The sequence below is a fragment of the Streptomyces sp. NPDC051909 genome, from assembly GCF_040681095.1.
GTDB lineage: Bacteria > Actinomycetota > Actinomycetes > Streptomycetales > Streptomycetaceae > Streptomyces.
This window is the reverse complement of record NZ_JBFAYA010000004.1, coordinates 112,179-136,102: the sequence shown is the minus strand read 5'-3', so window position 1 is coordinate 136,102 and position 23,924 is coordinate 112,179. Positions and strand designations below refer to the sequence as shown.

The window sequence follows — 23,924 nt, the reverse complement described above, 5'->3', positions numbered from 1 at the left end:
GCGGCCACCTCAGCGAAGGAGCCCGTATGTCGATGGTCGGCGGCCTGCGCAGGATGGCCCGTCTCGCGCGCCGGATGCGCCGGGTGGACCTCAGTCACCCGGCGCGTTCGCCGCTCGGCAGCACCGTGGTCAACTGCGTGGGCTACCGGGACGGGAAGCGGCTCGCGGACGCGGGCGGGGTCGCCGAGACCGTACGCCACCTGCGCCGGCACACCGGGCGCGGCGGATTCGTGTGGCTCGGGCTGCACGAGCCCACCGAGGAGGAGTTCGAGGGGGTGGCCGAGCTGTTCGGGCTGCATCCGCTGGCCGTCGAGGACGCCGTGCACGCGCACCAGCGGCCGAAGCTGGAGCAGTACGGGGACGTGCTGTTCGCGGTGTTCAAGACGGTGACGTACGTCGAGCACGAGCGGCTCACGGCCACCAGCGAGGTCGTCGACACCGGCGAGCTCATGGTCTTCGCCGGGCCCGACTTCGTCGTGACCGTCCGGCACGGGCGGCACGGTTCGCTCGGCCCGCTGCGCGAGGCCCTGGAGGCGCGGCCCGAGCAGCTGGCCCAGGGCCCGTCGGCGGTGCTCCACGCGCTGGCCGACCATGTCGTGGACGAGTATCTCGCGGTCGTGGACGCCGTCCAGGACGACATCGAGCTGGTGGAGACCGAGGTGTTCGCGCCCCGGACGGGCACGCCGCCGGACCCGGGGCGGATCTACCAGCTCAAGCGGGAGCTGCTCGAACTGAAGCGGGCCACGGTGCCGCTGGCCCGCCCGCTGGAGGCGCTGATCGCCCGGCCGCCCGCGGTCCTGGACCCGGCGATACGTCCGTACTTCCGAGACGTCGCTGACCACCTCGCGCGCGCCACCGAGCAGATCAACGCCTTCGACGGTCTGATCGACTCGATCCTGCAGGCACATCTGGCGCAGGTGACGGTCGCGCAGAACGAGGACATGCGCAAGATCACGGCGTGGGCTGCGATCGTCGCCGTGCCGACCATGGTGTGCGGGATCTACGGCATGAACTTCGAGCACATGCCCGAGCTGGGCTGGACCTACGGCTACCCCCTCGTCCTCTCGGTGATGGCGACGGCCTGTCTCCTGCTGCACCGGGGCTTCAAACGCAACGGCTGGCTCTGAGCGCAACGGCTGGCTCTGATCCTCCGGGCGGCTCCGGCTCAGGCCGGGGCGGCGAGCTCCGGGTGCTCCTTGAGGAGGCGGGGCGGGGCCGCCTGCCGCCAGGAGTCGACGACGATCGCGCGGAGCTCGTCGGCGTCGTCCACGGCGGCGAGCCGCACCCGTACCCAGGCGAAGGCCGCCTCGTGGTCGGCCACCCAGAACTTCTCCGGCTCGGCGAGGGCCAGCTCGTCGCGCTCCTCCCTGGGGCAGCGCACGGCCATCGAGGTCTCCTGCTCGGGCAGGGTCAGGAACATCTTCCCGGCGACCCGGAAGGTGGGCATCGACCAGGCCTCCTTCTCCGTGGTCTCCGGGAGGGCGAGCGCGAGCGCGCGGACGTCGTCGGAAGTGCTCATGCGGCCGACCCTACGGTCCGCCACTGACAGCGGCCGGATCACCGGGCCTCCGCCCCGGTGTCCGCACGGCGCTGGTGCCACAGGCAGGACAGGACCACGACCAGCGGCCACAGCGACTGCAGGCAGGTGACGAGGCGCTCGGCGACGCCCGCGGGGCCGTCGCGGTCGGTCGCCACCAGGTACCAGAGCGCGCCGGCCCCCATCGACGCCGTGGCCAGGAGGGCGGGCAGCGGACGCAGCCCCCAGGGGGCCCGCGCCCCGCCCCGTACGGCGGCGAGCAGCGGCCACAGGGCGAGGAACGCGAAGCCGGTCGCGGCGACGGAGCCGTGCCGCAGCGAGCCGCCGCTGGTGGGCGCCGGGACCAGGGCCACGACCACGGCGGCCAGGCCGCCGGCGGCCAGGGCGACCCGCCCGGCGGGCGCGGCGGCGCGCAGCGCCCAGGCGGTGCCGAGGTGGCAGACGCCGACGGCGAAGAGGGCGCTGGTCATGACCCAGAACCCGGCGGCGCCGTAGGCGGCGAGGACGCTGATGGTCTGCCGCACGGCGTTGTAGGAGGGGCCTTCGAGCTCCGCCGCGGTCGTCCAGCCGGCGACCAGCACCACGGGTGCGATGCCAGACGGCAGCAGGGCCCATCTCGGAACGCGTCGCATCGGATCACGGTAGGCGGACCGGCCGCGACGGGCCCGCCGAGCACGCCGCGCGGCGCGGCACGATCCGCCGACCGGGGGTCTCGGAGGGTTCCTACTGCGCGCCGAAGACCTGCGTCCAGTAGGGGCCGCCGGCGTCGTGGATGCCGATGCCGATCTCCTTGAAGGAGCAGTTGAGGATGTTGGCGCGGTGGCCCGGGCTGTTCATCCAGGCGTCCATGACCTCGGCGGGGGTCCGCTGGCCCTTGGCGATGTTCTCGCCGTAGGTGGACCAGCGGTAGCCGGCGGCGGTGACGCGGTCGCCGGGGTCGGCGCCGTCGGGGTTGGTGTGGTCGAAGAAGTTCCGGGCGGCCATGTCGTCGGAGTGGCCCTGGGCGGCGCGCGTGAGCAGGGTGTTGGCGGTGACCGGGCCGCATCCCGCCTTGGCCCGTTCGGCGTTGGTGAGGTCGATCACCTGCTGGGCCTCGGTCGCGTTCGGGTCGCTCGTGCCGCCGCCCGAGGTGCTGGTGGGGCGGGTGGGCTGGGGGCGGGGCGCGGGCGCGGTGGTGCGCGGCGGGGTCGGCTTGGTGGTGGTGCGGCTGGGTGACGGCTTGGGCGGGCGGCTGGAGGGGCGGGCCGTGGGGCTGGTGGTGGGGCTGCCGGTGGTGGTGGCGGGGGCGCCGCCGTCCGGGCTGATGGAGGTGCCGGCGGAGGTGTCGGGCGCGGCGGCCGCGGTGACCTCGGCCGGGTCGGGGTCACCGGCGTCGGGGCCGGTGGTGAGGTAGAAGGTGCCGCCGGTGACGGCGACCACGGCGAGGCCCGCGGCAGCGGCGGCCCGGCGTCGGCCGCGCTTGCGTTCGCGCTCGCGGCGCCGGGCGCCGCGGCCGGCGGGAGCTGCGGACGCGGCGGCGGAGTGCGCGGCGTGCCGGGCGCGTCCGGCGGCGGGCGTCGAGGCGGAGGCGGGGACGGCGTCGAGGGGCGCGGTGGCGGCGGCCGGGTCGAGGCGGGCGCCGTCGCGGACGGCGGCGAGCAGCAGGGCGGCCGGGGGCACGAGGAGGAGTCCGGCGAGCAGGCCCTCGGCGGGGACGAGGCCGTGCCAGAGGCCGGCGCAGTGGGGGCACGCGCGCGCGTGCCGGGCTATGCGCTTGCGCCAGAGCGCGGAGGGGTGCCCGTCCCAGGTGGCGAGACCGTCGCGGAGGGTGGGGCAGAGCGGCTGGGCGGACAGGGCGCGGACGACGACGCGGGCGGTCTCCAGCTGGGTCTTCATACGCTGGACGCGTACGCCGGTGTGCTCGGGGGTGAGGTCGAGGGCGGCGGCGACCTCGTGGCGGGTGAGCTCGCCGGCGCATTCCAGCCACCACAGGGAGAGCAGGGCGCTGTCCTCGGGTTCGAGCCAGCGGGTGGCCTCGGCGGTCTCGCGGCGCTGTCCGGAGAGCTGGAGCCGGGCCACGGCGAGGTCGACGAAGTCGCCGCCGGGGTGGGCGAGGTCGCGGGCGTCGTCGAGGGCGCCGGCGGCGTACCGGGCCTGCTGCCGCTGCCAGTGGGAGCGCAGGGTGTTCATGGCGATGGCGACCAGCCACGAGCGGAAGCTGTCCGGGGCGCGCAGGGTGCCGAGGCCGTCGAGCGCGCGCAGCATGGTCTCCTGCACCACGTCGTCGACGTCGTGGTGCCCGTTCATCGCGCGGCCCACGATGTTGTAGACCAGCGGCAGGTGGTCGGCGACGAGCCGGTCCTGCGCCCGGGGGTCGCCGGCCTGCGCGGCCCTGACCAGCTCGGTCCCGTGCGGTGCGTGCATGCCTTGCCTCATCCTGTCGTCCTGCCTGTTGCCGATGCCCGACACCTTGGGAGACCGGGAGCTCCGCACCGGATAACGGAAAACGCCGGGGAATCTTCTCGGACTTCCGTGCGAGGGGGAAGCCCGGGTTCCGGAAGTGTGCGGTTCGACGGCGTTCGGGACCGTTCGTACCTGTGGATACTCCTGTGCGGATGTCGGTCGCTCGTGATACTCACTTGTCCACGGGCGGAGTGCTGTCTGACCTGCCCGTTCGACATCGCAAGGGGTGGGGACATGGCATTGCTCCGTGAGTGGGGGCTCACACTCGGGAGATGGACCGGCCGGACGGCCGCGGTCCTGGAGCGGGATTCCGGTGAACCGGAGGTGACCCGCGTCCGCGCGGCCGCCGAGGCGGGCGACTGGGCGGGCGTGCGCGCCGTTCTGGAGGCGCGGCCCGAGAGCGGGGACCGCGCGGAACTGCTGATGGGCGTCGCGGACACCGCCGGTGTGGAGGGGTGGATCGGCGGGGCCGTGGACGCCGAGCCGGACTCGGCGCTGCCGAAGCTGGTCGCCGGCCTGCGCCAGGTCTGCTGGGGCTGGGAGGCCCGGTCCGGGCTGCGGGCGCAGCATGTCTCGCGCGAGCAGTTCCAGGTCTTCCACGAGCGGCTGCGCACCGCCGAGACCTGGCTGTACGAGGTGGCCGAGCGTGAGCCGTCCTGGAGCTCGCCCTGGTACGGCCTGCTGATGACCGGGCGCGGTCTGGAGATCGGCCAGGTCACCGTGCGACGCCGTTTCGAGGCGGCGGTGCGGCGCGACCCGTACCACCTGGGCGTGCACCAGCAGCAGTTGCAGCAGCTCTGCGAGAAGTGGGGCGGCTCGCACGAGGCGATGCACGCCTTCGCGCGGGAGTCCGCGTTCGGCGCGCCCGCGGGCACCGCGCTCGGTCAGCTCGTCGCGCTCGCGCACCTGGAGCACTGGCTCGCCCTCGACTCCGGCGCGGACAGCACGTACATCCGCCGCCCCGACGTGGTGGCGGAGCTGCACCGGGCCGCCGACCACTCCTACCGGCACCCTGAGTTCGCCCCGCGCACCGGGCGGCTGCAGATAGCGAACAGCTTCGCCATGGCCTTCTCGCTCGCCGGCGAGCGGGACGCCGCGCGGGAGTGCTTCGAGGCCACCGGGGGCCGGGTCACCGAGTTCCCGTGGCAGTACCTCGACAACGACCCGGTCGCGGCCTACCGCAGGCAGCGCTCGGCCGCCGGCCGCTGAGCCGCGCCCGGCGCCCCGCTGCCGCCGAGCCCGCCGGGCTCCCCGCACCTTCCTCCGTACCGTCGTACCGTCAGAAAGACGTCATCCAGGTGTCCCACTCGCATCGGACCGAGACCGCCCACACCTTCCAGGTCGACCTGCGCGGTCTGGTCGACCTGCTCTCCCACCACCTCTACTCCAGCCCCCGTGTCTATCTGCGCGAGCTGCTGCAGAACGCCGTCGACGCCATCACGGCGCGGCAGGCGCTGACGCCCGACGCGCCCGGCCGCATCACCGTGCGCACCGGTGACACCCTCACCGTCACGGACACCGGCGTCGGTCTGACCGAGGCCGATGTGCACCGCTTCCTCGCCACCATCGGGCGCAGCTCCAAGCGGACCGCCGACGGCGGCTTCGACGGCGCCGGACTCGACGCGGCGCGCGGGGAGTTCATCGGCCAGTTCGGCATCGGACTGCTCGCCTGCTTCGTCGTGGCCGACGAGATCACGGTGCTCAGCCGCTCGGCGGCCGACCCGGCGGCGCCCGCCGTCGAATGGCGCGGACACTCCGACGGCCGCTACACGATCCGTACGCTGCCGGCCTCCGAGGTGCCCGAGCCGGGCACCACCGTGCGGCTGACCCCGCGCGCCGACAACACCGAGTGGACGACCCCGGAGCGGGTGGTCTCCCTGGCCCGGCACTACGGCGGGCTGCTGCGGCACGAGGTGACCGTCGTCGACCCGCGCGGCACGTCCCACCGGGTCAACGAGGCCCCGCCGTGGGAGCGGAGCCACCGCTCGCCGCTGGCCCGCAAGGAGGCGCTGACCGCGCACTGCCGCGAGCTGTTCGACTTCACGCCGCTCGACACCATCGAGCTCGACCTGCCGGCGGCCGGACTGCGCGGCGTGGCCTATGTGCTGCCGACGCCGGTCAGCCCGGCCCAGCGGGCCGGCCACCGCGTGCACCTCAAAGGCATGCTGCTCACCGACCAGGCGCCCGAACTGCTGCCGGACTGGGCCTTCTTCGTGCGCTGCGTGGTCGACACCACCAGTCTGCGGCCGACCGCCTCGCGCGAGTCGCTGTACGAGGACGGCACCCTGTCGGCGGTACGGGACGCGCTCGGCGAGCGGATCCGGGACTGGCTCACCGGGCTCGCCGCCAGCGACCCGGCGCTGCTCCACCGCTTCATCGACACCCACCACCTCGCGGTGAAGGCGCTCGCCCGCTACGACGACGAGCTGCTGCGGATCGTGCTGCCCTGGCTGCCGTTCGAGACCACCGACGGCAACGTCACCCTGGAGGAGTTCGCCCGGACCCACCCGACACTGCTCGTCACCCGCAGCGTCGAGGAGTTCCGGCAGGTCGCGCCGATCGCCGCGGCCGCCGGCCTCGGCGTCGTCAACGGCGGATACACCTACGACCGGGACCTGGTGCACCGGCTGCCGGAGATCCGTCCGGGCACGGCCGTCGAGGACCTCGACCCGGCCACCGTCACCGCGCACCTCGACGCGGTCGACCCGACCGCCGAGCTGCGCGCCGCGGGCTTCCTCGCGGTGGCCCGGGAGACCATCGGCGTGCACGACTGCGACGTCGTGCTGCGCGACTTCCAGCCGGTCACCGCGCCCGCGCTGCTGCTCGACAACCGCGAGGCACGCCACGAGCGCACCCGGGCCGGTCTCGCCGCCGACAGCGACGGCCTGTGGGCCGACATCCTCGGCTCGCTGCGGAACGAGACACCGCGCGCGCAGCTGGTCCTGAACCACCTCAACCCGCTGGTCCGGCAGGCCGTGACGATCACCGAGCGGGGTCTCGCCGTCACCACGGCCGAGGCGCTGTACGGGCAGGCGCTGCTGCTCAGCCGCCGGCCGCTCAGGGCGAGCGAGAGCGCCCTGCTCAACCGGGCCTTCATGGGCCTGCTCAGCCACGCCATGCACCACCCCGGCACGGACACCCCCGGCGCGGGCACCCCCGGCACCGAGCCCCGGAAGGACATCTGATGCTGGACACCCCCGAGGCCGTGTTCGAGGCGCTGCGGGAGAACCACGAGCGCCCGCACGGCCTGCAGCGCACCGTGGTCGCCGAGGAACTGGCGGAGGCGGCCGAGGTCTTCGACAAGCCCGACGTCCTGGTCACCGCGCTGCTCGAGCTGATGACCTCGTACGAGTTCACCGGCGAGCACCGCAAGGCGCCGGTCGTCTTCGCCCGGGTCCTCAAGCTGTGGGACACCGTTCCGGAGTCCTTCAGCGAAGGGGAGGCCCACCAGGTCTTCTGGCGCTTCAAATGGGTGACGACCTCACTGATCCAGGTGCCCGACGTGCCGCTGGCCACGATCCGGGGCTGGGTCGACCGGATGCGCGAGCGGTACGAGACCGGCGGGCACGGCATGCAGCCGGTGGCCGCGATGCGCCACCACGTCGCCGCGCACACCGGAGTGGGCGCCGCCGACGCGTACGACCTGTGGATCACCCGGCCCCGCACCGACCTCAGCGACTGCGAGGCCTGCGAGACCCGGAGCATGGCCCTGCACCTGGTGTCCGCCGGCGACGACACGGCGGCGCTCGACGCCTGGGGACCGGTGCTCGACGGCTCCCAGACGTGTTCCGAGGAGCCGCAGTCGAGCCAGGCGCGCGCCCTGCTGCCCCTGCTGCGCACCGGCCGCACCGACGAGGCCCGCTCCCATCACCTCACCGGCTACCGCCGGGCGCGGGGCAACACCGGCATGCAGCAGGAGCTGGGCCTGCACCTGGAGTTCTGCGCCCTGTCCCGCAACGAGGGCCGGGGCCTGGAGATCCTCGCCGAGAACCGCGGCCTGTTCGAGGCCACGGGCGCCCCGCTGGCCCGGCTCGGCTTCCTCACCGGCGTCGAGGTGCTGCTCGCCCGGATCGTGGCCCAGGGCCACGGGGACGCGACGGTGGCCGGCCCGCCCGGCCGGAACTGGACCGCGGCCGGACTGCTCGGCCATGTGCGGGCCGAGGCGGAGCCGCTGGCCGCCGCGTTCGACGCGCGCAACGGCACCACGGCCGTCGGGGACCGCCGCAGGGCCCGGCTCGGCCAGGAGCCGCTGCTCGCCGAGCCGCTGCCGCTCGGACTGCGCACCACCGTGGTCCGCCCGGCCGCCGGTGCCGGGGCCGCGGAGGTCCCGGCCGTCTCCGGCGCCGGCACGGCGTCGAAGGCCGGCGTCGAGATCCCCGAGGACTTCGTCGAGCTGGTGCACGCCGCACGGCGGCTCTCCGGCGCGGGCCGGCCGTCCGAGCACCGGCTGTGGCAGCGGGTCGCCGAGCGGATGGCGGACGGCAGCGCGCCGGACCCGCACGACCACCGGCTCGGCCCGCGCGAGCTCCTGGAGGCCGAGCTCGCCGACCACCACGCGGGCCGGCACGGCGTCGCGGACCGCATGACCGAGTTCGTCGCCGAACTCGACCGGGCGGCCGAGCTGTTCACCAAGGCCGGCATGCCCTGGCACGCGCTCGCCTCGCGGGCCCGCGCCCTCGCGTGGGGCGGCGAGCGGGACGAGGACCAGGCGCCTGACCCGGAGACGGCGGAGGCGCTCTCCGCCGCCATCGACGAGGTCCTGGCCGAGCTGCTCGCCGAGGTGGAACGGCTCAAGACCGAGGCTCCGCTCACCGGCGAGAAGCCCGGCCCCGGCGAGACGGCGTCGGCCGCCCAGTCCGGCAACGACGTCGCCCGGTCCCGGGTCCTGCACTATCTGATGGTGCTCAACGCGGCGGCCTACGGCGGCTACCGCGCGGTCCTGGGGCAGCTTCCCGAGCCCTCCGAGGCGGCCCTGGCCCGGTTCGACGAGCAGCGGGCGACCCTGCAGGCGGAGGCCGAGCGCCTGTCCGTGCCGCATCAGGCGGCCAACGCCCGCCAGTACGTGGCGGACCTGGCCGGGCGGCGCCGGGACTTCGCCCTCGCCGAGGCCGAGCTGCGCGCCGCCCTGGCGGATCTGGCGGAGTCCGGGCGGCCGTGGCGGTCCACCCGGCCGCGCTGTCTGCTCGCCCAGTTCCTGCTGGCCCGGCAGGAGCCGGCCGAGGCGGCGGAGCTGCTGCACCAGGCGATCGGCGACGCCGTGCGCCATGACGACACGGACTTCCCGATGGCCCCGACGTACGCGATGCTCGGGCACGCCTGCTCGCACCTCGGGGACTTCGGCGGCGCCGTCCGGCATCTGTCGGAGGCGGCCGCGCGGTTCGACCAGGACGGGGAGCGGGAGGAGGCCACGGACGTGCGGCTCCAGCTCGCCGACGTGCTCGCCCGCTCCGGACAGCAGGCCGACGCCGTCGCCGTCCTGGAGTCGGTGCTCGCCGACGAGGCGGCCGCCGAGCTGGACGAGCGGCTGCTCGCGCAGGCCCGGCTCACGCTGGCGCGCGGACTGCGGGATCTCGAGGAGTTCCTGCCCGCCGCCGAGGAGTTCCTGCGGCTCGCGGACACCGTCGCCGGCTGGGAGGACGACCGCGCGGTCCACACCCTGGTGGCCTCGGAGGCGGCCGTGGCACTGGCGCTCGCCGACCGCTGGGACGCGGCGGCCACGGCCCACGACCGGGCCGTCGCCTCGCACGCCGAGGCGCCGAACCCGCCGATGCTCGCCCACATGATGCGCGAGTTCGCCCGGCTCACCATGCTGGCGCGGGAGGAGGAGGGCGTGGCCGCGGCCCTGGAGCACCTGGCGGCGGCCGACGCGCTGCTCGCGGCGGTGCCGGCGGAGGACACGGCGGACTTCGCGCTCTGGTACGAGCAGGGTTCCGTGCACTACCGCCGGGCCCGGGTGCTCGCCGAGGCCCAGCGCTTCCCCGAGGCCCTGGAGGCGGTGGAGGCCGCCATCGCCGCGCACGAGCGGGGCGGCGAGGAGGGCGAGGTGCCGCGCGCCGAGGCGGTGCGCATCGCCGCCCTGATCGAGGGCAACGGCCTGGAGCGGCGCGCTGCCGCCGTCACCCGCCTCACGGCCGCGGCGGCCCGCTGCCGGGCCGGGGGTCTGACGGAGGCGGCGGACATCCTGGACTCGCTGCGGCAGGAGTTCCAGGCGCGCTGAGGATCCGAGGTGCGCGGGGCCCCGGTCACCGATGGGTGGCCGGGGCTCCCGCGCGCACCCCGGCGTGGTACTTGGGAATGCGGAGGGTGATCTTCGTTCCGGCGCCGACGGCGGTCTCGATGACGAGACCCTCGTGCGGTCCGTAGACCTGGCGGAGCCGCTCGTCGACGTTGCGCAGGCCGATCCCGGTGGTCGGTCCGCCCTCGCCGTGCAGGATGCGGCGCAGCCGATCCGGGTCCATGCCGACGCCGTTGTCCTCGATGCTGACGCGGGCGACGGAGCCCTCGTCGACGGCGGCGATGGTGATGAGGCTGCGGTCGACGGAGTCCTCCAGGCCGTGCTTGACGGCGTTCTCCACCAGCGGCTGGAGGCACAGGAAGGGCAGGGCGACCGGCAGCACCTCGGGGGCGATCTGCAGGGTGACCTGGAGGCGGTCGCCGAACCGGGCGCGGACCAGCTCCAGATACTGCTCGATCGAGCCCAGCTCCTCGGCCAGGGTGGTGAACTCGCCGTGCCGGCGGAACGAGTAGCGGGTGAAGTCGGCGAACTCCAGGAGGAGTTCACGGGCCCGCTCGGGGTCGGTGCGCACGAACGAGGCGATCGCGGCCAGCGAGTTGTAGATGAAGTGGGGCGAGATCTGGGCGCGCAGGGCGCGGATCTCCGCCTCGATGAGGCTGCTGCGGGCCCGGTCGAGGTCGGCCAGTTCCAGCTGGACCGAGACCCAGCGGGCCACTTCCTCGGTGGCCCTGGCGACGGCGGCGGAGTCGTGCGAGCCGAAGGCGGCGAGCGCTCCCTTGGGGCGTCCGCCCGCGGTGAGCGGGGCGACGACGCCGAAGCGTACGGCGCAGTCGGCGCGGTCGCAGTCCACCGAGAAGGTGCGGGTGCGGCCGGCCTGCAGCGCCTTGGCGACATGGCCGGCGAGCTGCTCGCCGTGGTGCTCGCCGGTCCCCTCCCAGGCGAGCACGCCGTCGAGTCCGGTGAGCGCGAGGGACTGGGTGCCGAGCAGCGGGCGGAGCCGGCGCACCGCCTTGCGGGCGGTGTCGGGGGCGAGCCCGGCGCGCAGCGGCGGCGCGGCGAGGGACGCGGTGTGCAGGGTCTGGAAGGTGGCGCGTTCGACGGTGTCCGAGTCCGGGCCGGGGCCGTCCCCCCGCCCGCCGGGACCCCGGAGACCGCCGAGCCCGCCGAGCCCGCGCCCCCGGCGGCGTGCGCCCCGGACGTACCCGGCGCCGAGGACGTATCCCGCGCCCCGGACGTAGGCGGCGCCGGCGGCGAAGCAGAGCGCCCCGACGACGGCGCAGCAGAGCAACAGCACGAGTACGGTCATCGGCGCGACTTCCAGGTTCCGGCGGGCGTCGGGTGGGGCACGGGCGGCGCTTCGGGCAGGTGCAGCCGCGCCATGATCGCGTCGGTGCCGGCCGGGACGCCCTTCGGGGTGGCCAGTGAGACCAGGATCATGGTCAGGAAGCCGAGCGGTACGGTCCAGACGGCCGGCCAGGCGAGCAGGGCGCGCGGCCAGCCGGAGCCCGGCCAGCCGGCGACCGTGGCGAGGACGGCGGTGAGCGCCGCCCCGCCCCCGGCGACCATGCCGGCGACGGCGCCCGCGGCGGTGAGCCGGCGCCACCAGATGCCGAGCAGCAGCAGCGGGCAGAAGGACGAGGCGGCCACGGCGAAGGCGAGGCCGACGGCGTTGGCGACGGACAGGCCCTGGACGACGACATGCGCGGCGGCGGGCACCGCGACAGCCACGGCGGCGGCCAGGCGGAAGTGCCGCACGCCGCGCGGCGAGGGCAGGAAGTCCTGGGTGAGGACGCCGGCGACGGCCATGGTGAGGCCGGAGGCGGTGGACAGGAACGCGGCGCAGGCGCCGGCCGCGAGGAGCGCGCCGAGCAGGTCGCCGGCCGTGCCGCCGACGAGCCGGTCGGGCAGCATCAGGACGGCGGTGTCGGTGCTGCCGGTGAGCAGCAGGTCCGGCGCGTACACCCGGCCGAGCGCCCCGTACACCGGCGCGAGGAGGTAGAAGACGCCGACCAGGCCGAGGACGACGACGGTGGTGCGGCGGGCGGCCCGGCCGTCCGGGTTGGTGTAGAAGCGGACGACGACGTGCGGCAGTCCCATGGCCCCCATGAAGGTGGCGAAGATCAGTCCGTACGTGGCGTAGAGCGGGTGCTCCTCGCCCGCCTGTCCGCGGGGTTCGGCCCAGCCGGTGTTGGTGCCGCCGTCGGCGGCGGCGGTGGCGCGTTCGGGCAAGGGGCTGCCGGCGGGGAAGCCGAGCACGGTGCCGGCCTCGACGCGATGGCGGCCGGGCGTCAGGTCGACCTGCTCGGCGTCGTGGCGGCGCCCGTCGACGGTGCCGGTGACGCTGACCCGCAGCGGCGTGTCGAGGCCGAGGGTGAGCGTGTCGTCGATCCGCACCTGGCTGTGCCGGCGGAAGCCGGGCGGCTCGTCGAGTGCGGGGTCGGGCCGCCCGTCGGCGTACCAGGCGAACAGCAGGAACAGCAGCGGCACGAGCAGCGCGGTGAGTTTCAGCCAGTACTGGAAGGCCTGGACGAAGGTGATGGAGCGCATGCCGCCGGCCGCCACCGACAGGGCGACGACGACGGCGACGATGAGTCCGCCCGACCAGTGCGGCAGACCGGTGAGGGTGCCGAGGGTGAGGCCGGCGCCCTGGAGCTGCGGCACCAGATAGAGCCAGCCGACGACCACGACGAGGAGGCCGGCGGCGCGCCGGACGGCCCGGGACTCCAGGCGCACCTCGGCGAAGTCGGGCAGGGTGTAGGCGCCGGAGCGGCGCAGCGGGGCGGCGACGAAGGCGAGCAGCACGAGATAGCCGGCGGTGTAGCCGACGGGGAACCACAGCATGTCGACGCCCTGTGCGAGGACGAGTCCGGCGATGCCGAGGAAGGACGCGGCGGAGAGGTACTCGCCGCTGATGGCGGCTGCGTTGAGGCGGGCGGGCACGCTGCGCGAGGCCACGTAGAAGTCGGAGGTGGTGCGGGAGATGCGCAGTCCGAGGGCGCCGACCGCGATCGTGGCGACGATCACGGCGGACACGGCGATCACGCCGTAGGGCTGGTTCACTCGGCGGCCCCGGCCGGCGCCGTCCTGGTGCGGGCCACCGCTCAGCTCCCTTCGACGGCCCGGGTGTACTCCCGCTCGTTGCGTTCGGCGCGCCGCACGTACCAGCCGGCGAGGACGAGGAAGAGCGGGTACACGGCGATGCCGAGCACGGCCCAGACGACGAGCGGGGGCACCGGGCCCAGGCCGCTGCCGGGGAGCGTGCGCAGAAGCAGTGGCAGGGTGGCGACGAGCACGGCCAGGGTCCCGCCGACGGCGAGCCCGGCGCGCAACTGGGCGCGGATCAGCCGCCGTACCTCGGTGCGCACGGCCGGCGGGAGCGGCTCGGGCCGCTCGGCGACGGGTCGGTACGCCCGGGGCGCGGCGGTGGTGGTCCCGGGGGTGCGGGTGACCACCTCGCGCCGGGGAACCGGTTCCGCTGCCATGTCCGCACGCCCTCCCATGCCTCGATGGGATCACCGCACCGTGTCCGCACCGAGGGTGGAGTGTACGCAGCGGGCCGGGGCACGACCAGAGTCCCGGGGCAATTCGCCTGTACGGGACATCGACCCCGGGACCCGAACGCGCGTGCGGACGTCGGGTACGGTCTGCCGACCGGTCGGCTCGGGAACGCGACGGGCGCGGGCGTTCGCGGCCGGGGAGGAGTGAGGGCGAGATGAACCATCGGGACGTGGTCCGGCTGCTCGGACGCGAGGTGCGGGATCCCGATGACGGCGGGGCCGGCGGGGTCGGCAGGGCCGGCGGGGCCGGCGGGGCCGGCGGCGGTCCGGTCCCGGTGGACCACGAGCGGCTGCTGCGGGCGGTCGGTCCGGGCTTCCTCGCCGGCTGTGTGCGGCTCACCCGGCCCGCCGCGCTGCCGGTGCGTTCCGCCGAGGCCTTCCGGGCGGCGGAGGCCGACCGGATGGGGAACCTGGAGGAGGAGCTGCGGGGCCGCGGCGAGGACCCGCCGGCCGCACTGCTGCCGTGGGCGCGGACCGCCCGGGACGGACTGCTGCTGTGGGACACGGCCGATCCGGATCCCGCGCGGTGGACGACCGTCCTCACCGACGGGGCCTTCCGGTTGTGGCTCGCGTTCCCCTTCGCCGCCTCGGAGTTCGTGGCCCGCTCGCTGCTCGCCCGGGCCGCGGACGAGCCGGCCTTCGAGACCTTCGAGGAGTACGAGGCGTACGGCTCCGGCAGCTTCTGGCGGGTCGCCGACGCCATGCGCGAGACGGCGACCCTCCGGGCCGATCCGGGCCTCGATCCGGCCGAGGCCCTGCTCACCGAGGTGCGGGCCCTCGGCCTGCCCGCCGTCCGCGCGTACGCGGAGGAGCTGCTCGGGCGGTCCCGCGAGGCCGGCCGCGGGGAGCTTCCGGCGGACTTCCGGGCCGTCATGCGGGAGTTCCCGGGAGGTGTGGTCGCCGGGGTCCGGGTGTACCCGGTGGCCGCGGACGGGCCGGGCGCCCCGGTGCTGCGCCGGTGGCCCGACGACACCCGCCGCTTCCTGCAGTGGGGCGAGGCCGACGGACGCCCGCTCGGCTGGCTGACGGACGGCGCCGGGGACCCGGCCCGCTGGCGCCTCGCCTCGGCCGCGGCGGACGGCGCGGAGCCGGAGCCCCTGCCGGACCCCGGCTTCGCGGCCTTCCTGCTCCGCCGGCTGCGGGGCGGTGACACGGCGGCGGCCTGAGCCGCTACTCGGGCAGCACGGTGCCGTCCGGGAGGCGGATGCCGAAGTCCTCCCGAAGGACGGCCAGCACCTCGGCGGGATCGGCGAGTTCGCGTGCCTTGCGGGTGCCGTCGGCGTACGTCTCGGTGAGACGGCGGCCCGCGAGGGCGCGGTGGGCGGTGTCGGTGGTCCGCTGGGCGTAGACGCCGCGGGAGAACGGCGAGCGCGGGTTGGTGGCGATGTGCCAGTTGACGACCTCGTAGTCGGGCGCCTCGAAGGGCTCGACGGTGAAGGAGTACTGGTCGTCCCAGCCGTCGGTCTCCGCGCCGTGCGCCTGGAGCTTCCACAGCGTCAGCGGCCCGTCGTGCGGGGCCTGCACGAGGCGGTGACGGCGCGGGGCGACGTGCGTCTCGGTGCCGGCGGTGAGCGGCACGGGTTCGATCAGGCAGCCGATGCTGCCGAAGCCGACGTCGGTGACGTACGGCACGGGCTCACCGGGCACGTCGGCGAGCATCAGCATGTGGGTGCGCGGGCGTACGTCGCCGGGCCGGGCGCCGACCAGGACGCGCGCGGCGAGCAGGGTGACCCTGAAGCCGAGGGCGGTGAGCGCGGCGGCGAACAGCGTGTTGTGCTCGTAGCAGTAGCCCCCGCGCCCGCCGCGCACGAGCTTGGCCTCCAGCGCGGACAGGGCGAGCGAGGGCGCCGTGCCGAGCACGGGGTCGAGGTTCTCGAACGGGATGCCCGTGAGGTGCGCGCGGTGCACGGAGCGCAGCACGTCGAGGCTGGGCCGGCGCTCCCCGGACCAGCCGATACGGGCGAGGTAGGCGTCGAGATCGATAGTCATGCCCTCACGGTAGGCGGCGGTTCGGGGGCGGCGCCTCGGCCTTCCGGCTCAGGTCCCGGGGAGGACGGACTGGGTCGCCGTGCCGTAGACCTTGAACTCGTAGAGGGAGTAGCCGTACGGGGTGGCGCGCTGGGTGCCGTACATCCGGACGTAGCGGGCGGTGCCGGTCACCGGAACGTCGTCGGTGCCGCCGTCGCCGCTCATGGTGCTGTGGAGGTCGGTCCAGGTGGTGCCGTCGAGGGAGCCCTGCAGACGGTAGGCGCGGGCGTACGCGGCCTCCCAGTCGAGCCGGACGCGGGAGAGGGCGGCGGGGGCGCCGAGGTCGACGCGCAGCCACTGCGGGTCGACGCCCTCGGCGGACGCCCAGCGGCTGGCGGACTGTCCGTCGACGGCCTTCCCGGCTTCGAGTCCCGCGGCCTCGACGGAGGAGGCGGTGGCGGGCCGGCCCTGGGAGAGCAGGGCGTCGGGGGCGGGCGTGCCGGAGTCGGTCAGCTGGTAGGCCCGCATGTTCCGCAGCAGCAGATAGGTGTCGCGCAGCGAGCCGGAAGTGTCGCCGAGGGAACGGTAGATGCCCCACTTGGGGCGTACCCGGTCGGCGAGGAAGGTGTCGACACCGGTCTTGGTGGCGTCCACGATCGTGGTGCCGGCGCTCTTGACCACCCAGCGGACGGAGCCCGCGGTGCCGTCGCCGATCTTCATCTCGTACTCGATGTCGATCCACTTGTCCTGCAGCGGTTCGAGGTCGGTGCGGCCGACCAGGATGTCTCCGGCGAAGATCTTGTGCTCGATGGTCTGCCTGCCGTTGACACGGCGCAGCGAGGTGACGGTGATCGGCGAGGAGCCGTCACCGGGCTGCTTGGTCTGCATGATGTGGGTGAACGTGGTCGTCGCCATCAGCGAGCTCGGGATGTACATCGAGTACGTGACGCGCCAGGTCTGGCCGAGCTTCCAGGAGAGATAGCTCGTCGGGGAGGTGCGGTTGCCGGTGACCTCCTGACGCTGCCGGTCGGTGGCGGAGTCGCGGTCGACCATGTGCATGTCGAAGCGGTAGGCGTCGCCGGCCACCTTGATGTGCGGCTGTCCGCCGGGGTGCGAGTCGGCCCGGTCGTCCTCGACGGTCTCGAAGGCGCCGAGCCCCTGGACGGCGGGATCGGGCGACCACCGGAGCGTCCAGGCGGGGGCGGCATCGGCGTCCGGTGGGGCGGTGAGGGTGCCGATCAGGGTCAGGGCGAGGGCGCTGAGTGCCGCCGCGAGGGCGGCCGGGAACATGCGCCGTCGGGCCGAGTGTGCCGGTCGTGCCATGCGCCACCTCCGGGTGGGGACGGTACGGGCGTGATGGGTGCACGACATGCTGCCGTCGCGACAGAGGTTAGTAAAGGTTCCTGACAGTCTTTGGGCGCAAAAACAGCGATGGGGTGACCGGACCGAAGTCCAGCCACCCCATCACGGGAAGATCCCGATGAACCGTGGTGTCCGAGGGGGGACTTGAACCCCCACGCCCGATAAAGGGCACTAGCACCTCAAGCTAGCGCGTCTGCCATTCCGCCACCCGGACAGGTGAGCCGTCCCGGGCCCTGCGGCCCGCGGCGACATGGATCAATCTACCAGGTGTTCGAGCCGTCGTTCACCACGTTTCCGGTGGTCAGCGCGGTACACCCCAGCCGCGCATCGGGCGGCCGGTGAAGTCGAAGAGCCGCGCGCCCGGGCGGGCCAGGGCCTCGTCGGCGGCGTCGGGGCCGACCCGGACCATCAGGTCGTCGCCCATCACACCGACGGCCATGTTGCCCGTGTAGCGGGGCGCCGCCACTCCGGGCGGGCGGCCGGGACTTGTCATACTGCTGCGATGCCGCCGACGCAGCACGCCGCCCCCGCACCGGAGCCCCTCGTCCCGTCCCCGCCCCTCACCCCCTCCTGCTCCCCCGAGGCGACATCCGCCGACCCGCCGGCACTGGCCGGGCCCACGCTGCTCACGCAGTCCTGGCTGGATCTCGCCTTCCTGCACTGGGCCGTGGACCCGGCGGAGGTCGCACCGCTGCTGCCGCCGGGGACGGTGCCCGACACCTTCGAGGGGGCCGCGCACGTCGGGCTCGTGGCGTTCCGGATGCACCGGGTCGGCTGGTTCCGGCTCCCGGGTGTGCCGTACCTCGGCAGCTTCCCGGAGACGAACGTGCGCCTCTACTCGGTCGACGAGCACGGCCGCCGGGGCGTGGTCTTCCGCTCCCTCGACGCCTCGCGGCTGCTGCCGGTGGCGATCGGGCGCTGGGCGTTCCGGATCCCGTACGTCTGGTCGCGGATGGCGGTCCGGCGGGACGGCGACACCCTGACGTACACGAGCCGCCGGCGCTGGCCGGGGCCGCGCGGCGCGCGCGGCGACCTCGCCGTACGGATCGGGGAGCGGGTGGCGGAACCGACCGCCCTGGAGCACTTCCTCACCGCCCGCTGGGGCCTGCACACCACGGCCCTCGGCCGCCCGCGCCTCCTGCCGAACGCGCACCCGCGCTGGCCGCTGCACCGCGCCGAACTCCTCTCGTACGACGAGGACCTCATCGCCGCGGCGGGTCTCACCCGCCCGCCGGGCGACCCGGTGAGCGTGCTCTACTCCCCCGGCGTCCCGGTGCGCTTCGGCCCACCGGCCCGCACGCCGGCCCGCACACCGGTGTCGGGCCGGGTCCCGGCCCCGCGTCCGGCGGGCCCGGTCTCGTGACCGCCGACCGCACCGCGGACGCCGCCCGGTACATCCGTTTCCAGGGCACGGCGCGCAGCCCGCGCGGACACTTCCCGGGTGTCTTCGCGCTGGCCAACGGCCTGGCCCGGCAGGGTCTGCTGAGCGAGGCGGAGCACCGCTTCTGGCGGACGGCGAACGACTGGTACGACGCCGCCTACCCGAACCCCTCGGACACCGATCCGCAGGTCTACGACCCCGGGGTGAACCCCGGCGCGGTGGCCTGGTTCAAGAGCACCGCCGGCCATCTTCTCGACCGGGTGCCGGGCTACCTGGCCCTGCTCCACGCGCACGGGGTGGCGTGCGAGCGGATCGAGTCGGCGGATCCGGGCCGGATCGTGTACGAGGACGAGGTGCAGGTGGTCGCGGTGCCGCGTACCGAGGTCCCGCCGGTTCGAGTCGGTCGGGCCGGTCCGTGGCTTGAGGCCGACAGGCAGCCCATGGCAGGCTCATGCCGCATGATCGACGAATTCGCGAAGGACAACCTGCACAACAGACTGCGCCGGGACCGCGAGGCGCTGCTCTGGAAGCTCGACGGCTTGTCCGAATACGACGCCCGCCGACCTCTGACGGCGACCGGGACCAACCTCCTCGGCCTGGTCAAGCACGTGGCCACCGTCGAGGCCAGGTATTTCGGCGAGGTCTTCGACCGCCCTTCCCCGGAACCGCTGTGCCGGTGGCAGGACTCCGACGGCAGCGATCAGTGGGCGGCCGAGGACGAGACCCGCGATCAGATCATCGGGTTCTACCGGCGCACGTGGGAACACTCGGACGCGACGATCAGCGAGCTTCCCCTCGACGCCCCCGGCCACGTGCCGTGGTGGCCGGAGCCCTCTCCCAACACGAACCTGTTCGCCGTCTTGACCCATGTCATCGGCGAAACCGTTCGGCATACCGGGCACGCCGACATCCTGCGCGAGGGCGTCGACGGCCGGACCGGCTTGCGCCCCGAACACGAGAAGCCGATCGACGAGGAAGCCCGTGCGGCCCACTGGGCGAAGATCGAGCAGGCCGCCAGGTCGGCCGCATCGATCAGGGCTTGACAGGCCACAGGCTCGGAATTGACGCTCCATCAGGTGTCGGCCGACCGCCGCTGCGGTCGGCCGTGGACGGTGACGGTGACGGTCATGCGGATCGTCTAGGCTCCGGCCGCCTCGCCGGCCTCCCGCGCGATCCGCTCGAACTGGGCACCCATCGCCTCGGCCAGGGCCTGCGCGGCGGACAGCGGCCGGACCATGACGGTGAAGTCGTCGATCTTGCCGTCCTCGTCGAAGTGGAGGAAGTCGCAGCCCTGGATCCGCCTGCCGCCGACGGTGGCGGTGAAGACCAGGGCGTGGTCGCGGCCGCCCGGATCGGCGATCTCCCGCACGTACGTGAAGTCCTCGAAGACCCGCAGCACCCCGCGCAGGATGGCCGCGGTGATCGCCTTGCCCGGGTACGGCTTGAAGGCGACGGGGCTGGTGAAGACGACGTCCTCGGCGAGCAGCGCCTCGACGGCGGCGGTGTCGCGGTCCTCCACGGCCTTGCGGAACGGGTGCATGGTCCAGCCTCTCCTCGTTCGACGACTCAACGGTCAATACTCAACAAATTGAATATGCGTCTCGGAGAGTACGGCGGGCGGTGCGGGCTGTCCAGAGCACTCGTCCGTGTGCCCGTCAGCGGCGCGATGCCCCGGCCACGTAGGCTCACGACGGCGCGGCGCTGTGCGACGAGGAGGACCCATTGAACGCCACCGAGGAAGACCGGCTCCGGCTGGACGAGGCCGACGTCCGCAACGCGAAGACGACGTTGGTGCAGCTCCTCGCGCGGGCCGGGGTCTACTCCGGGGATGCGGAGGAGCTGATCGGACTCGTCGAGGCGGGGGCCCTCGCGCTGGCGCAGCGGGAGCTGGACGCGCTCGCCGCCGAGGCGCCGGGAGGAGAGGCCCGCTACGCCGAGGGGTGGCTGGACGGCGCCCGGGCCGCCGCCGACGGGCTCGGCGCCCGAGCGGAGCGGACCCTGCGCGAGGCCGTGGACCGCGGCGCCGGGGCCGGCGAGGGGGACGGGGGCGAGGACGGCGCGGAGCCGCGTCCGCCGGTGGGCCGGATGGAGCTGGAGCGGGCCAAGGTGGTCGTGCTGCCGCTCTATCTGTCCTTCACCGATGTGTCCGACCTCGACCCGGAGGTCTCCGAGCAGGTCCTCACGGCCGTGCTCGGCACCATGACGGCACGTCAGCGGGCGGCATACGCGGGCAGGTTGACGCGCTTCGCCGAGGAGGGGCGCGAGCGCGTGGCCCGGATGTACGCGGAGTACGGCCCGGGCAGCACCATCGCCATCCACGGCCGCTACTCCCTGCTGCACTCCCCCACCAGCATCGCCGTCCTGGAGCGCCTCCTGACGACGCCCGAGGAACTGCGCGTCGAGTGGGACGCGGCCGAACTCCCGCCGGCCTGGCTCGACGGGCTGACCCGGGCCTGGGAAGCGGCGGCGGCCACCGCCGGCAGCCTCCCCGCATGACACCCGGGCCGCCACACGGCACGCCGCCCGTCGACTTCCTCGACACCGCGACCGGCGACGCCCGCCGGATCGACTTCGTCGAGTGCCCGCCGCCCCCGCTCTCGGCCGGCGAGCAGCGCGAGGTCGACCGCCACTGGGCCGGAATCACGGCCGCCAACCCCGCGGCCTTCGACGGCCCGATCGTCGCCGTGCTGGGGCTCGACCGGACCGCACCCGGCGGCACTTCGGTGCGGTGGACCCGGATGACGTACCGGCACCGCGCCCTGCGGGCGTTACGGCCGGCCTCGGCGGTCCCGGGTTCGGTCTACGTGACCGTGCTGCAGCCCACCGAGGAGGGCCTGGTGCTCGGGCGCGGCTCGTACACGACCGCGGCGCCCGGCCGCTGGAGCCTGCCGGGCGGCGGCGCGGAACCTCCCCCGCCAGGGCGCCCGTTGGACCTCGCCGCGCTCCGGCGGCACGCCGCCGTCGAACTGGCCGAGGAAGTCGGCCTCGCCGTACCGGAGTCGGAGCTGCGGCTGTGGGGACTGACTCGCGGGGCGCGCTTCGGCAGCCTCGGCTTCCACTTCCTGGCGCCGCCCGTTCCGGCCGCACGGGTGCGCCGGTGCCATGCCGGGCTCGTCGCGTCGGAGACGGAGCGCGGTCTGGTCCCGGAACTCGACACCCTGGCCTTCGCGGCGCCCGGCGCCGAGCCGTGCGACGCCTCGCCCGAGCCGTACGCCGACTACCTGCCCCGGCTGCTCGCCCGCTACCGGGCAACACCCGACGCAGGTGTCTGACGGCAGGACCGGGCGGTGCCGCGACCTCGACGGGGACGGGGGAGGTTCTCCCGTCGAGGCGACTCCTCCAGGGCACCGCCCGGTCCATGCCGTGGACGCGAGGGCTTCCCCGTGCCGCGGGGGCTCGCGTCGCGTTCACCATCCTGGCCGACTCGCCCGCCGCCGACCAGGGTTGGCCGGTTGCGTGAACACGCGGTGGCGCGATCGCGCCACTCCCCTCGGCCCGGCCGGTGCCGTGAGCTGCGCGTCTACTATGAACCCCGCCGGAGTGGACGGGGCGGAGAGGACACGGGGACGATGCGTCGGCTGGGGGACCTGGAGGCGGAGATCATGGACCGCTTCTGGCGGTGGAACCGCCCCGCCACGGTGCGCGAGATCGTCGACGACATCAACCGGCACCGGGACATCGCCTACACGACCGTCACCACCGTGACCACGATCCTCTTCCACAAGGCGTATCTGACCCGCGCCCGCGAGGGCCGGATCTGGGTCTACCGGGCCGCCGCCACCCGCGAGGCCTACGCCGCCGCGCTGATGGAGGACGGCCTGGCCGCCGGCGAGGACCGCCCCGCCACCCTCGCCGCCTTCGTCGGGAACCTCGACGAGCACGAACTCGCCGCGCTGCGCGCGGCGTTGGGCACGGTGGGCCGCCAGGGCGAGGGCTGAGCCCTCCGGCCCGGGCGATACGTGCGCATGCGGGCGAGCGCGGCGGCCCCGAACGACGAGGCATGGAGCGTGTGTTCGTCTCGATCCATGCGCTCACGCCAGGGGTGCGAGAGGGGTTCCATCACCAGGCCTCACCGCCCGGAACTCCGGCCTGCCGTCAGTCCGCCGACGAGGGCGGTGAGAAGGGCTGCGGCCTCACCCGCGAGGCCGCCGACGAGGAGGCCTCCGCCGCCCGCCGCCAGTGCGCCGAGGAGGGTGCCCAGCGGGGCGCCGCACGTGGCGAGGGACGCCGCACCACCGGTGCGTACGCCGGGTGCGTAGGGGGTGGCGAGGGTGTAGAGCGGGAGGGCGACGAGTCCTGCGCCGAAGCCGGCCAGGAGGAAGGCCGGGAGTCCGGCGGCGAGGTAGACGGTCGAGAGGGGGAGACCGGCGAGCAGGCCGAGGCCCGCGGCCATGAGAAGCGCCCCCAGGACGATCGTGGAGCGGGCCATTCCGTCGCGCGCGAGCCGCGCGGAGGCGAGACGGACGCCCAGGACGGCGGCCAGCAGCGCCGGCAGGACCATCAGGCCGCTCTGGAACGGGCCGTAACCCCAACCGTGGACGAGTCGCATGCTCGCCCCGTCGTACAGGCCGAACAGGGCGACCCCGAACAGGACCAGGCCGCCGTACGCGCCGGTGCGGGCCCGGTCCCTCAGGGCGTCCGGGCCGAGCAGCGCGGCGGGCGCGGTGCGCTGCTGCCACAGGAAGGCGGCCAGCAGCGCCAGTCCGGCCAGGCCCACGCCCCCGGCGAGGGGGCTGACCTCCCCGTCGTGAAGGTCGCGGAGACCGGCCAGCCCGTACCCGAGGGCGCCGAGGCCGAGGCCTCCGAGCAGCACACCCGGCAGGTCGAAGGGGCCGTTGGACTCTGCGCGGCGCCCGCCGGGGAGTTTCGCCGCGCCGGTCATCGCGAGGACGGCGAGGAGAATCCCCAAGTAGCCGACCAGGCGCCAGCTGAGGAACTCGGTGGAGGCCCCGGCGACCAGCGCCGCCGCGGCGCCGCCGCCGGCGGCCACGACCGCGTACACGGCGAAGCCCCGACGGCGTTCCGCGGGGTCGGAGGAGCCGCCGGCCACGAGCGAGAGCGCGCCGGGCGTGAGGAGCGCCGCGGCCAGGCCGTGGAGCGCGCGGGCGGCGACCAGCATGGGGGCGTCGGCCGAGAGCGCTTCCAGGGCGGCGGCCACCATGAAGGCCACGAGTCCGACGACCACGACGGCCTTGCGTCCGACCCGGTCGACGAGGTGTCCGCCGAGGGGCAGTGCGAGGCCGAGCCCCACCGCGTAGGCCTGGAACACCTGCCCCATGGACGCGTCGGGGAGGCCCAGGTCGGCCTGGAGGTACCAGGAGGAGACGGAGAAGACGGACGCGTCGATCACGACGAGCAGCTGGAGGACGGCGGCCAGGGTGAGCACCCTGCGGTGCCGGCCGCTGCCGGACGCCGCATCCCGGGGCGCGGTGGGCCCCACGG

At 74.6% G+C, this 23,924-nt stretch carries 20 protein-coding genes, 1 tRNA gene and 3 pseudogenes; 11 read left to right on the top strand and 13 right to left on the bottom strand.

The features are described 5' to 3' along the window. Positions 1 to 26 precede the first annotated feature (26 nt). Entirely contained in the window at positions 27 to 1,127 is a 1,101-nt protein-coding gene (locus tag AB0M18_RS08165) for a magnesium and cobalt transport protein CorA (RefSeq protein ID WP_365755991.1), read from the top strand. A 38-nt stretch (positions 1,128 to 1,165) separates the two neighbouring features. Here the strand turns inward: AB0M18_RS08165 and AB0M18_RS08160 are convergent, their stop codons facing one another. The 3 genes from AB0M18_RS08160 to AB0M18_RS08150 form a co-directional block, all read right to left on the bottom strand. Next, positions 1,166 to 1,519, bottom strand: coding sequence for an MmcQ/YjbR family DNA-binding protein (locus AB0M18_RS08160; RefSeq protein ID WP_365755990.1), 354 nt, complete (start codon positions 1,517 to 1,519; stop codon positions 1,166 to 1,168). A 38-nt stretch (positions 1,520 to 1,557) separates the two neighbouring features. After that, a complete protein-coding gene (locus AB0M18_RS08155) occupies positions 1,558 to 2,169 on the bottom strand; it encodes a DUF998 domain-containing protein (protein ID WP_365755989.1) in 612 nt (203 codons plus the stop codon). Between the two features lie 91 nt (positions 2,170 to 2,260). Then, the gene (locus AB0M18_RS08150) at positions 2,261 to 3,940 is read right to left on the bottom strand and encodes a sigma-70 family RNA polymerase sigma factor (RefSeq protein ID WP_365755988.1); all 1,680 of its coding nucleotides are present in this window, start codon (positions 3,938 to 3,940) and stop codon (positions 2,261 to 2,263) included. Positions 3,941 to 4,213: 273 nt separating this feature from the next. Here AB0M18_RS08150 and AB0M18_RS08145 point away from each other — a divergent pair, with 273 nt between their 5' ends. From AB0M18_RS08145 to AB0M18_RS08135, 3 genes are all read left to right on the top strand, one after another. Then, positions 4,214 to 5,188, top strand: a complete 975-nt coding sequence (locus tag AB0M18_RS08145; protein ID WP_365755987.1) for a hypothetical protein — start codon at positions 4,214 to 4,216, stop codon at positions 5,186 to 5,188. 89 nt (positions 5,189 to 5,277) lie between these two features. Then, a complete protein-coding gene (locus AB0M18_RS08140; RefSeq protein ID WP_365755986.1) occupies positions 5,278 to 7,164 on the top strand; it encodes an HSP90 family protein in 1,887 nt (628 codons plus the stop codon). Beyond that, the gene (locus AB0M18_RS08135; protein ID WP_365755985.1) at positions 7,164 to 10,196 is read left to right on the top strand and encodes a hypothetical protein; all 3,033 of its coding nucleotides are present in this window, start codon (positions 7,164 to 7,166) and stop codon (positions 10,194 to 10,196) included. Before AB0M18_RS08140 ends, AB0M18_RS08135 begins: the two co-directional genes overlap by 1 nt. A gap of 25 nt (positions 10,197 to 10,221) precedes the next feature. Here the strand turns inward: AB0M18_RS08135 and AB0M18_RS08130 are convergent, their stop codons facing one another. From AB0M18_RS08130 to AB0M18_RS08120, 3 genes are read right to left on the bottom strand one after another with little or no spacing between them, the layout of a single operon-like run. Continuing rightward, positions 10,222 to 11,520: a histidine kinase gene (locus AB0M18_RS08130; protein WP_365755984.1), complete on the bottom strand. Its 1,299-nt coding sequence runs from the start codon at positions 11,518 to 11,520 to the stop codon at positions 10,222 to 10,224. Next, positions 11,517 to 13,274, bottom strand: a complete 1,758-nt coding sequence (locus AB0M18_RS08125; protein ID WP_365755983.1) for a cation acetate symporter — start codon at positions 13,272 to 13,274, stop codon at positions 11,517 to 11,519. The genes AB0M18_RS08130 and AB0M18_RS08125 overlap by 4 nt, the downstream gene beginning before the upstream one ends. Positions 13,275 to 13,315: 41 nt before the next feature. After that, entirely contained in the window at positions 13,316 to 13,696 is a 381-nt protein-coding gene (locus AB0M18_RS08120; RefSeq protein WP_365755982.1) for a hypothetical protein, read from the bottom strand. Between the two features lie 230 nt (positions 13,697 to 13,926). Here AB0M18_RS08120 and AB0M18_RS08115 point away from each other — a divergent pair, with 230 nt between their 5' ends. Next, entirely contained in the window at positions 13,927 to 14,937 is a 1,011-nt protein-coding gene (locus AB0M18_RS08115) for a hypothetical protein (protein ID WP_365755981.1), read from the top strand. A 4-nt stretch (positions 14,938 to 14,941) separates the two neighbouring features. Here AB0M18_RS08115 and AB0M18_RS08110 read toward each other — a convergent pair whose 3' ends face one another. The 5 genes and pseudogenes from AB0M18_RS08110 to AB0M18_RS08090 form a co-directional block, all read right to left on the bottom strand. Further along, positions 14,942 to 15,760 carry an arylamine N-acetyltransferase gene (locus tag AB0M18_RS08110; protein WP_365755980.1) on the bottom strand — a complete coding sequence of 273 codons (819 nt, stop codon included), beginning with the start codon at positions 15,758 to 15,760 and terminating at the stop codon, positions 14,942 to 14,944. 48 nt (positions 15,761 to 15,808) lie between these two features. Next, a complete protein-coding gene (locus tag AB0M18_RS08105; RefSeq protein ID WP_365756232.1) occupies positions 15,809 to 16,267 on the bottom strand; it encodes a discoidin domain-containing protein in 459 nt (152 codons plus the stop codon). Next, positions 16,250 to 17,062 (bottom strand): annotated as a pseudogene (locus AB0M18_RS08100) (Tat pathway signal sequence domain protein); the annotation flags it as partial. The pseudogene AB0M18_RS08100 and the gene AB0M18_RS08105, both read right to left, overlap by 18 nt. Positions 17,063 to 17,227: 165 nt before the next feature. Then, positions 17,228 to 17,315, bottom strand: a tRNA-Leu gene (locus AB0M18_RS08095). A gap of 87 nt (positions 17,316 to 17,402) precedes the next feature. Continuing rightward, the gene (locus AB0M18_RS08090) at positions 17,403 to 17,594 is read right to left on the bottom strand and encodes a hypothetical protein (protein ID WP_365755979.1); all 192 of its coding nucleotides are present in this window, start codon (positions 17,592 to 17,594) and stop codon (positions 17,403 to 17,405) included. 9 nt (positions 17,595 to 17,603) lie between these two features. Here AB0M18_RS08090 and AB0M18_RS08085 point away from each other — a divergent pair, with 9 nt between their 5' ends. From AB0M18_RS08085 to AB0M18_RS08075, 3 genes and pseudogenes are all read left to right on the top strand, one after another. Next, the gene (locus tag AB0M18_RS08085; RefSeq protein WP_365755978.1) at positions 17,604 to 18,464 is read left to right on the top strand and encodes a DUF2071 domain-containing protein; all 861 of its coding nucleotides are present in this window, start codon (positions 17,604 to 17,606) and stop codon (positions 18,462 to 18,464) included. Beyond that, positions 18,461 to 18,859: pseudogene (locus tag AB0M18_RS08080) on the top strand (hypothetical protein); the annotation flags it as partial. The gene AB0M18_RS08085 and the pseudogene AB0M18_RS08080, both read left to right, overlap by 4 nt. Positions 18,860 to 18,940: 81 nt before the next feature. Further along, positions 18,941 to 19,525 carry a DinB family protein gene (locus AB0M18_RS08075; protein WP_365756231.1) on the top strand — a complete coding sequence of 195 codons (585 nt, stop codon included), beginning with the start codon at positions 18,941 to 18,943 and terminating at the stop codon, positions 19,523 to 19,525. A 95-nt stretch (positions 19,526 to 19,620) separates the two neighbouring features. Here AB0M18_RS08075 and AB0M18_RS08070 read toward each other — a convergent pair whose 3' ends face one another. After that, complete coding sequence (locus AB0M18_RS08070; protein ID WP_365755977.1) at positions 19,621 to 20,022, bottom strand: nuclear transport factor 2 family protein; 402 nt, start codon at positions 20,020 to 20,022, stop codon at positions 19,621 to 19,623. 182 nt (positions 20,023 to 20,204) lie between these two features. Between AB0M18_RS08070 and AB0M18_RS08065 the strand changes: the two genes are divergently transcribed. The 3 genes from AB0M18_RS08065 to AB0M18_RS08055 all read left to right on the top strand — a co-directional run bounded on the left by AB0M18_RS08065 (position 20,205) and on the right by AB0M18_RS08055 (position 22,420). Next, the gene (locus AB0M18_RS08065) at positions 20,205 to 20,978 is read left to right on the top strand and encodes a hypothetical protein (protein WP_365755976.1); all 774 of its coding nucleotides are present in this window, start codon (positions 20,205 to 20,207) and stop codon (positions 20,976 to 20,978) included. Beyond that, entirely contained in the window at positions 20,975 to 21,754 is a 780-nt protein-coding gene (locus AB0M18_RS08060) for an NUDIX hydrolase (protein ID WP_365755975.1), read from the top strand. Before AB0M18_RS08065 ends, AB0M18_RS08060 begins: the two co-directional genes overlap by 4 nt. Before the next feature lie 297 nt (positions 21,755 to 22,051). Next, complete coding sequence (locus AB0M18_RS08055; RefSeq protein WP_365755974.1) at positions 22,052 to 22,420, top strand: BlaI/MecI/CopY family transcriptional regulator; 369 nt, start codon at positions 22,052 to 22,054, stop codon at positions 22,418 to 22,420. A gap of 131 nt (positions 22,421 to 22,551) precedes the next feature. Here the strand turns inward: AB0M18_RS08055 and AB0M18_RS08050 are convergent. Beyond that, a pseudogene (locus tag AB0M18_RS08050) lies at positions 22,552 to 23,793 on the bottom strand (MFS transporter); the annotation flags it as partial. Between the last annotated feature and the right edge of the window lie 131 nt (positions 23,794 to 23,924).

What these genes read in the sequence shown, in the direction of transcription:
- AB0M18_RS08165 (WP_365755991.1), top strand. Translation starts at nt 27, where the DNA reads ATGTCGATGGTCGGCGGCCTGCGCAGGATGGCCCGTCTCGCGCGCCGG.
- AB0M18_RS08160 (WP_365755990.1), bottom strand. Translation starts at nt 1,519, where the DNA reads ATGAGCACTTCCGACGACGTCCGCGCGCTCGCGCTCGCCCTCCCGGAG.
- AB0M18_RS08155 (WP_365755989.1), bottom strand. Translation starts at nt 2,169, where the DNA reads ATGCGACGCGTTCCGAGATGGGCCCTGCTGCCGTCTGGCATCGCACCC.
- AB0M18_RS08150 (WP_365755988.1), bottom strand. Translation starts at nt 3,940, where the DNA reads ATGCACGCACCGCACGGGACCGAGCTGGTCAGGGCCGCGCAGGCCGGC.
- AB0M18_RS08145 (WP_365755987.1), top strand. Translation starts at nt 4,214, where the DNA reads ATGGCATTGCTCCGTGAGTGGGGGCTCACACTCGGGAGATGGACCGGC.
- AB0M18_RS08135 (WP_365755985.1), top strand. Translation starts at nt 7,164, where the DNA reads ATGCTGGACACCCCCGAGGCCGTGTTCGAGGCGCTGCGGGAGAACCAC.
- AB0M18_RS08130 (WP_365755984.1), bottom strand. Translation starts at nt 11,520, where the DNA reads ATGACCGTACTCGTGCTGTTGCTCTGCTGCGCCGTCGTCGGGGCGCTC.
- AB0M18_RS08120 (WP_365755982.1), bottom strand. Translation starts at nt 13,696, where the DNA reads ATGGCAGCGGAACCGGTTCCCCGGCGCGAGGTGGTCACCCGCACCCCC.
- AB0M18_RS08115 (WP_365755981.1), top strand. Translation starts at nt 13,927, where the DNA reads ATGAACCATCGGGACGTGGTCCGGCTGCTCGGACGCGAGGTGCGGGAT.
- AB0M18_RS08110 (WP_365755980.1), bottom strand. Translation starts at nt 15,760, where the DNA reads ATGACTATCGATCTCGACGCCTACCTCGCCCGTATCGGCTGGTCCGGG.
- AB0M18_RS08105 (WP_365756232.1), bottom strand. Translation starts at nt 16,267, where the DNA reads ATGCGGGCCTACCAGCTGACCGACTCCGGCACGCCCGCCCCCGACGCC.
- AB0M18_RS08090 (WP_365755979.1), bottom strand. Translation starts at nt 17,594, where the DNA reads ATGACAAGTCCCGGCCGCCCGCCCGGAGTGGCGGCGCCCCGCTACACG.
- AB0M18_RS08085 (WP_365755978.1), top strand. Translation starts at nt 17,604, where the DNA reads ATGCCGCCGACGCAGCACGCCGCCCCCGCACCGGAGCCCCTCGTCCCG.
- AB0M18_RS08075 (WP_365756231.1), top strand. Translation starts at nt 18,941, where the DNA reads ATGATCGACGAATTCGCGAAGGACAACCTGCACAACAGACTGCGCCGG.
- AB0M18_RS08070 (WP_365755977.1), bottom strand. Translation starts at nt 20,022, where the DNA reads ATGCACCCGTTCCGCAAGGCCGTGGAGGACCGCGACACCGCCGCCGTC.
- AB0M18_RS08060 (WP_365755975.1), top strand. Translation starts at nt 20,975, where the DNA reads ATGACACCCGGGCCGCCACACGGCACGCCGCCCGTCGACTTCCTCGAC.
- AB0M18_RS08055 (WP_365755974.1), top strand. Translation starts at nt 22,052, where the DNA reads ATGCGTCGGCTGGGGGACCTGGAGGCGGAGATCATGGACCGCTTCTGG.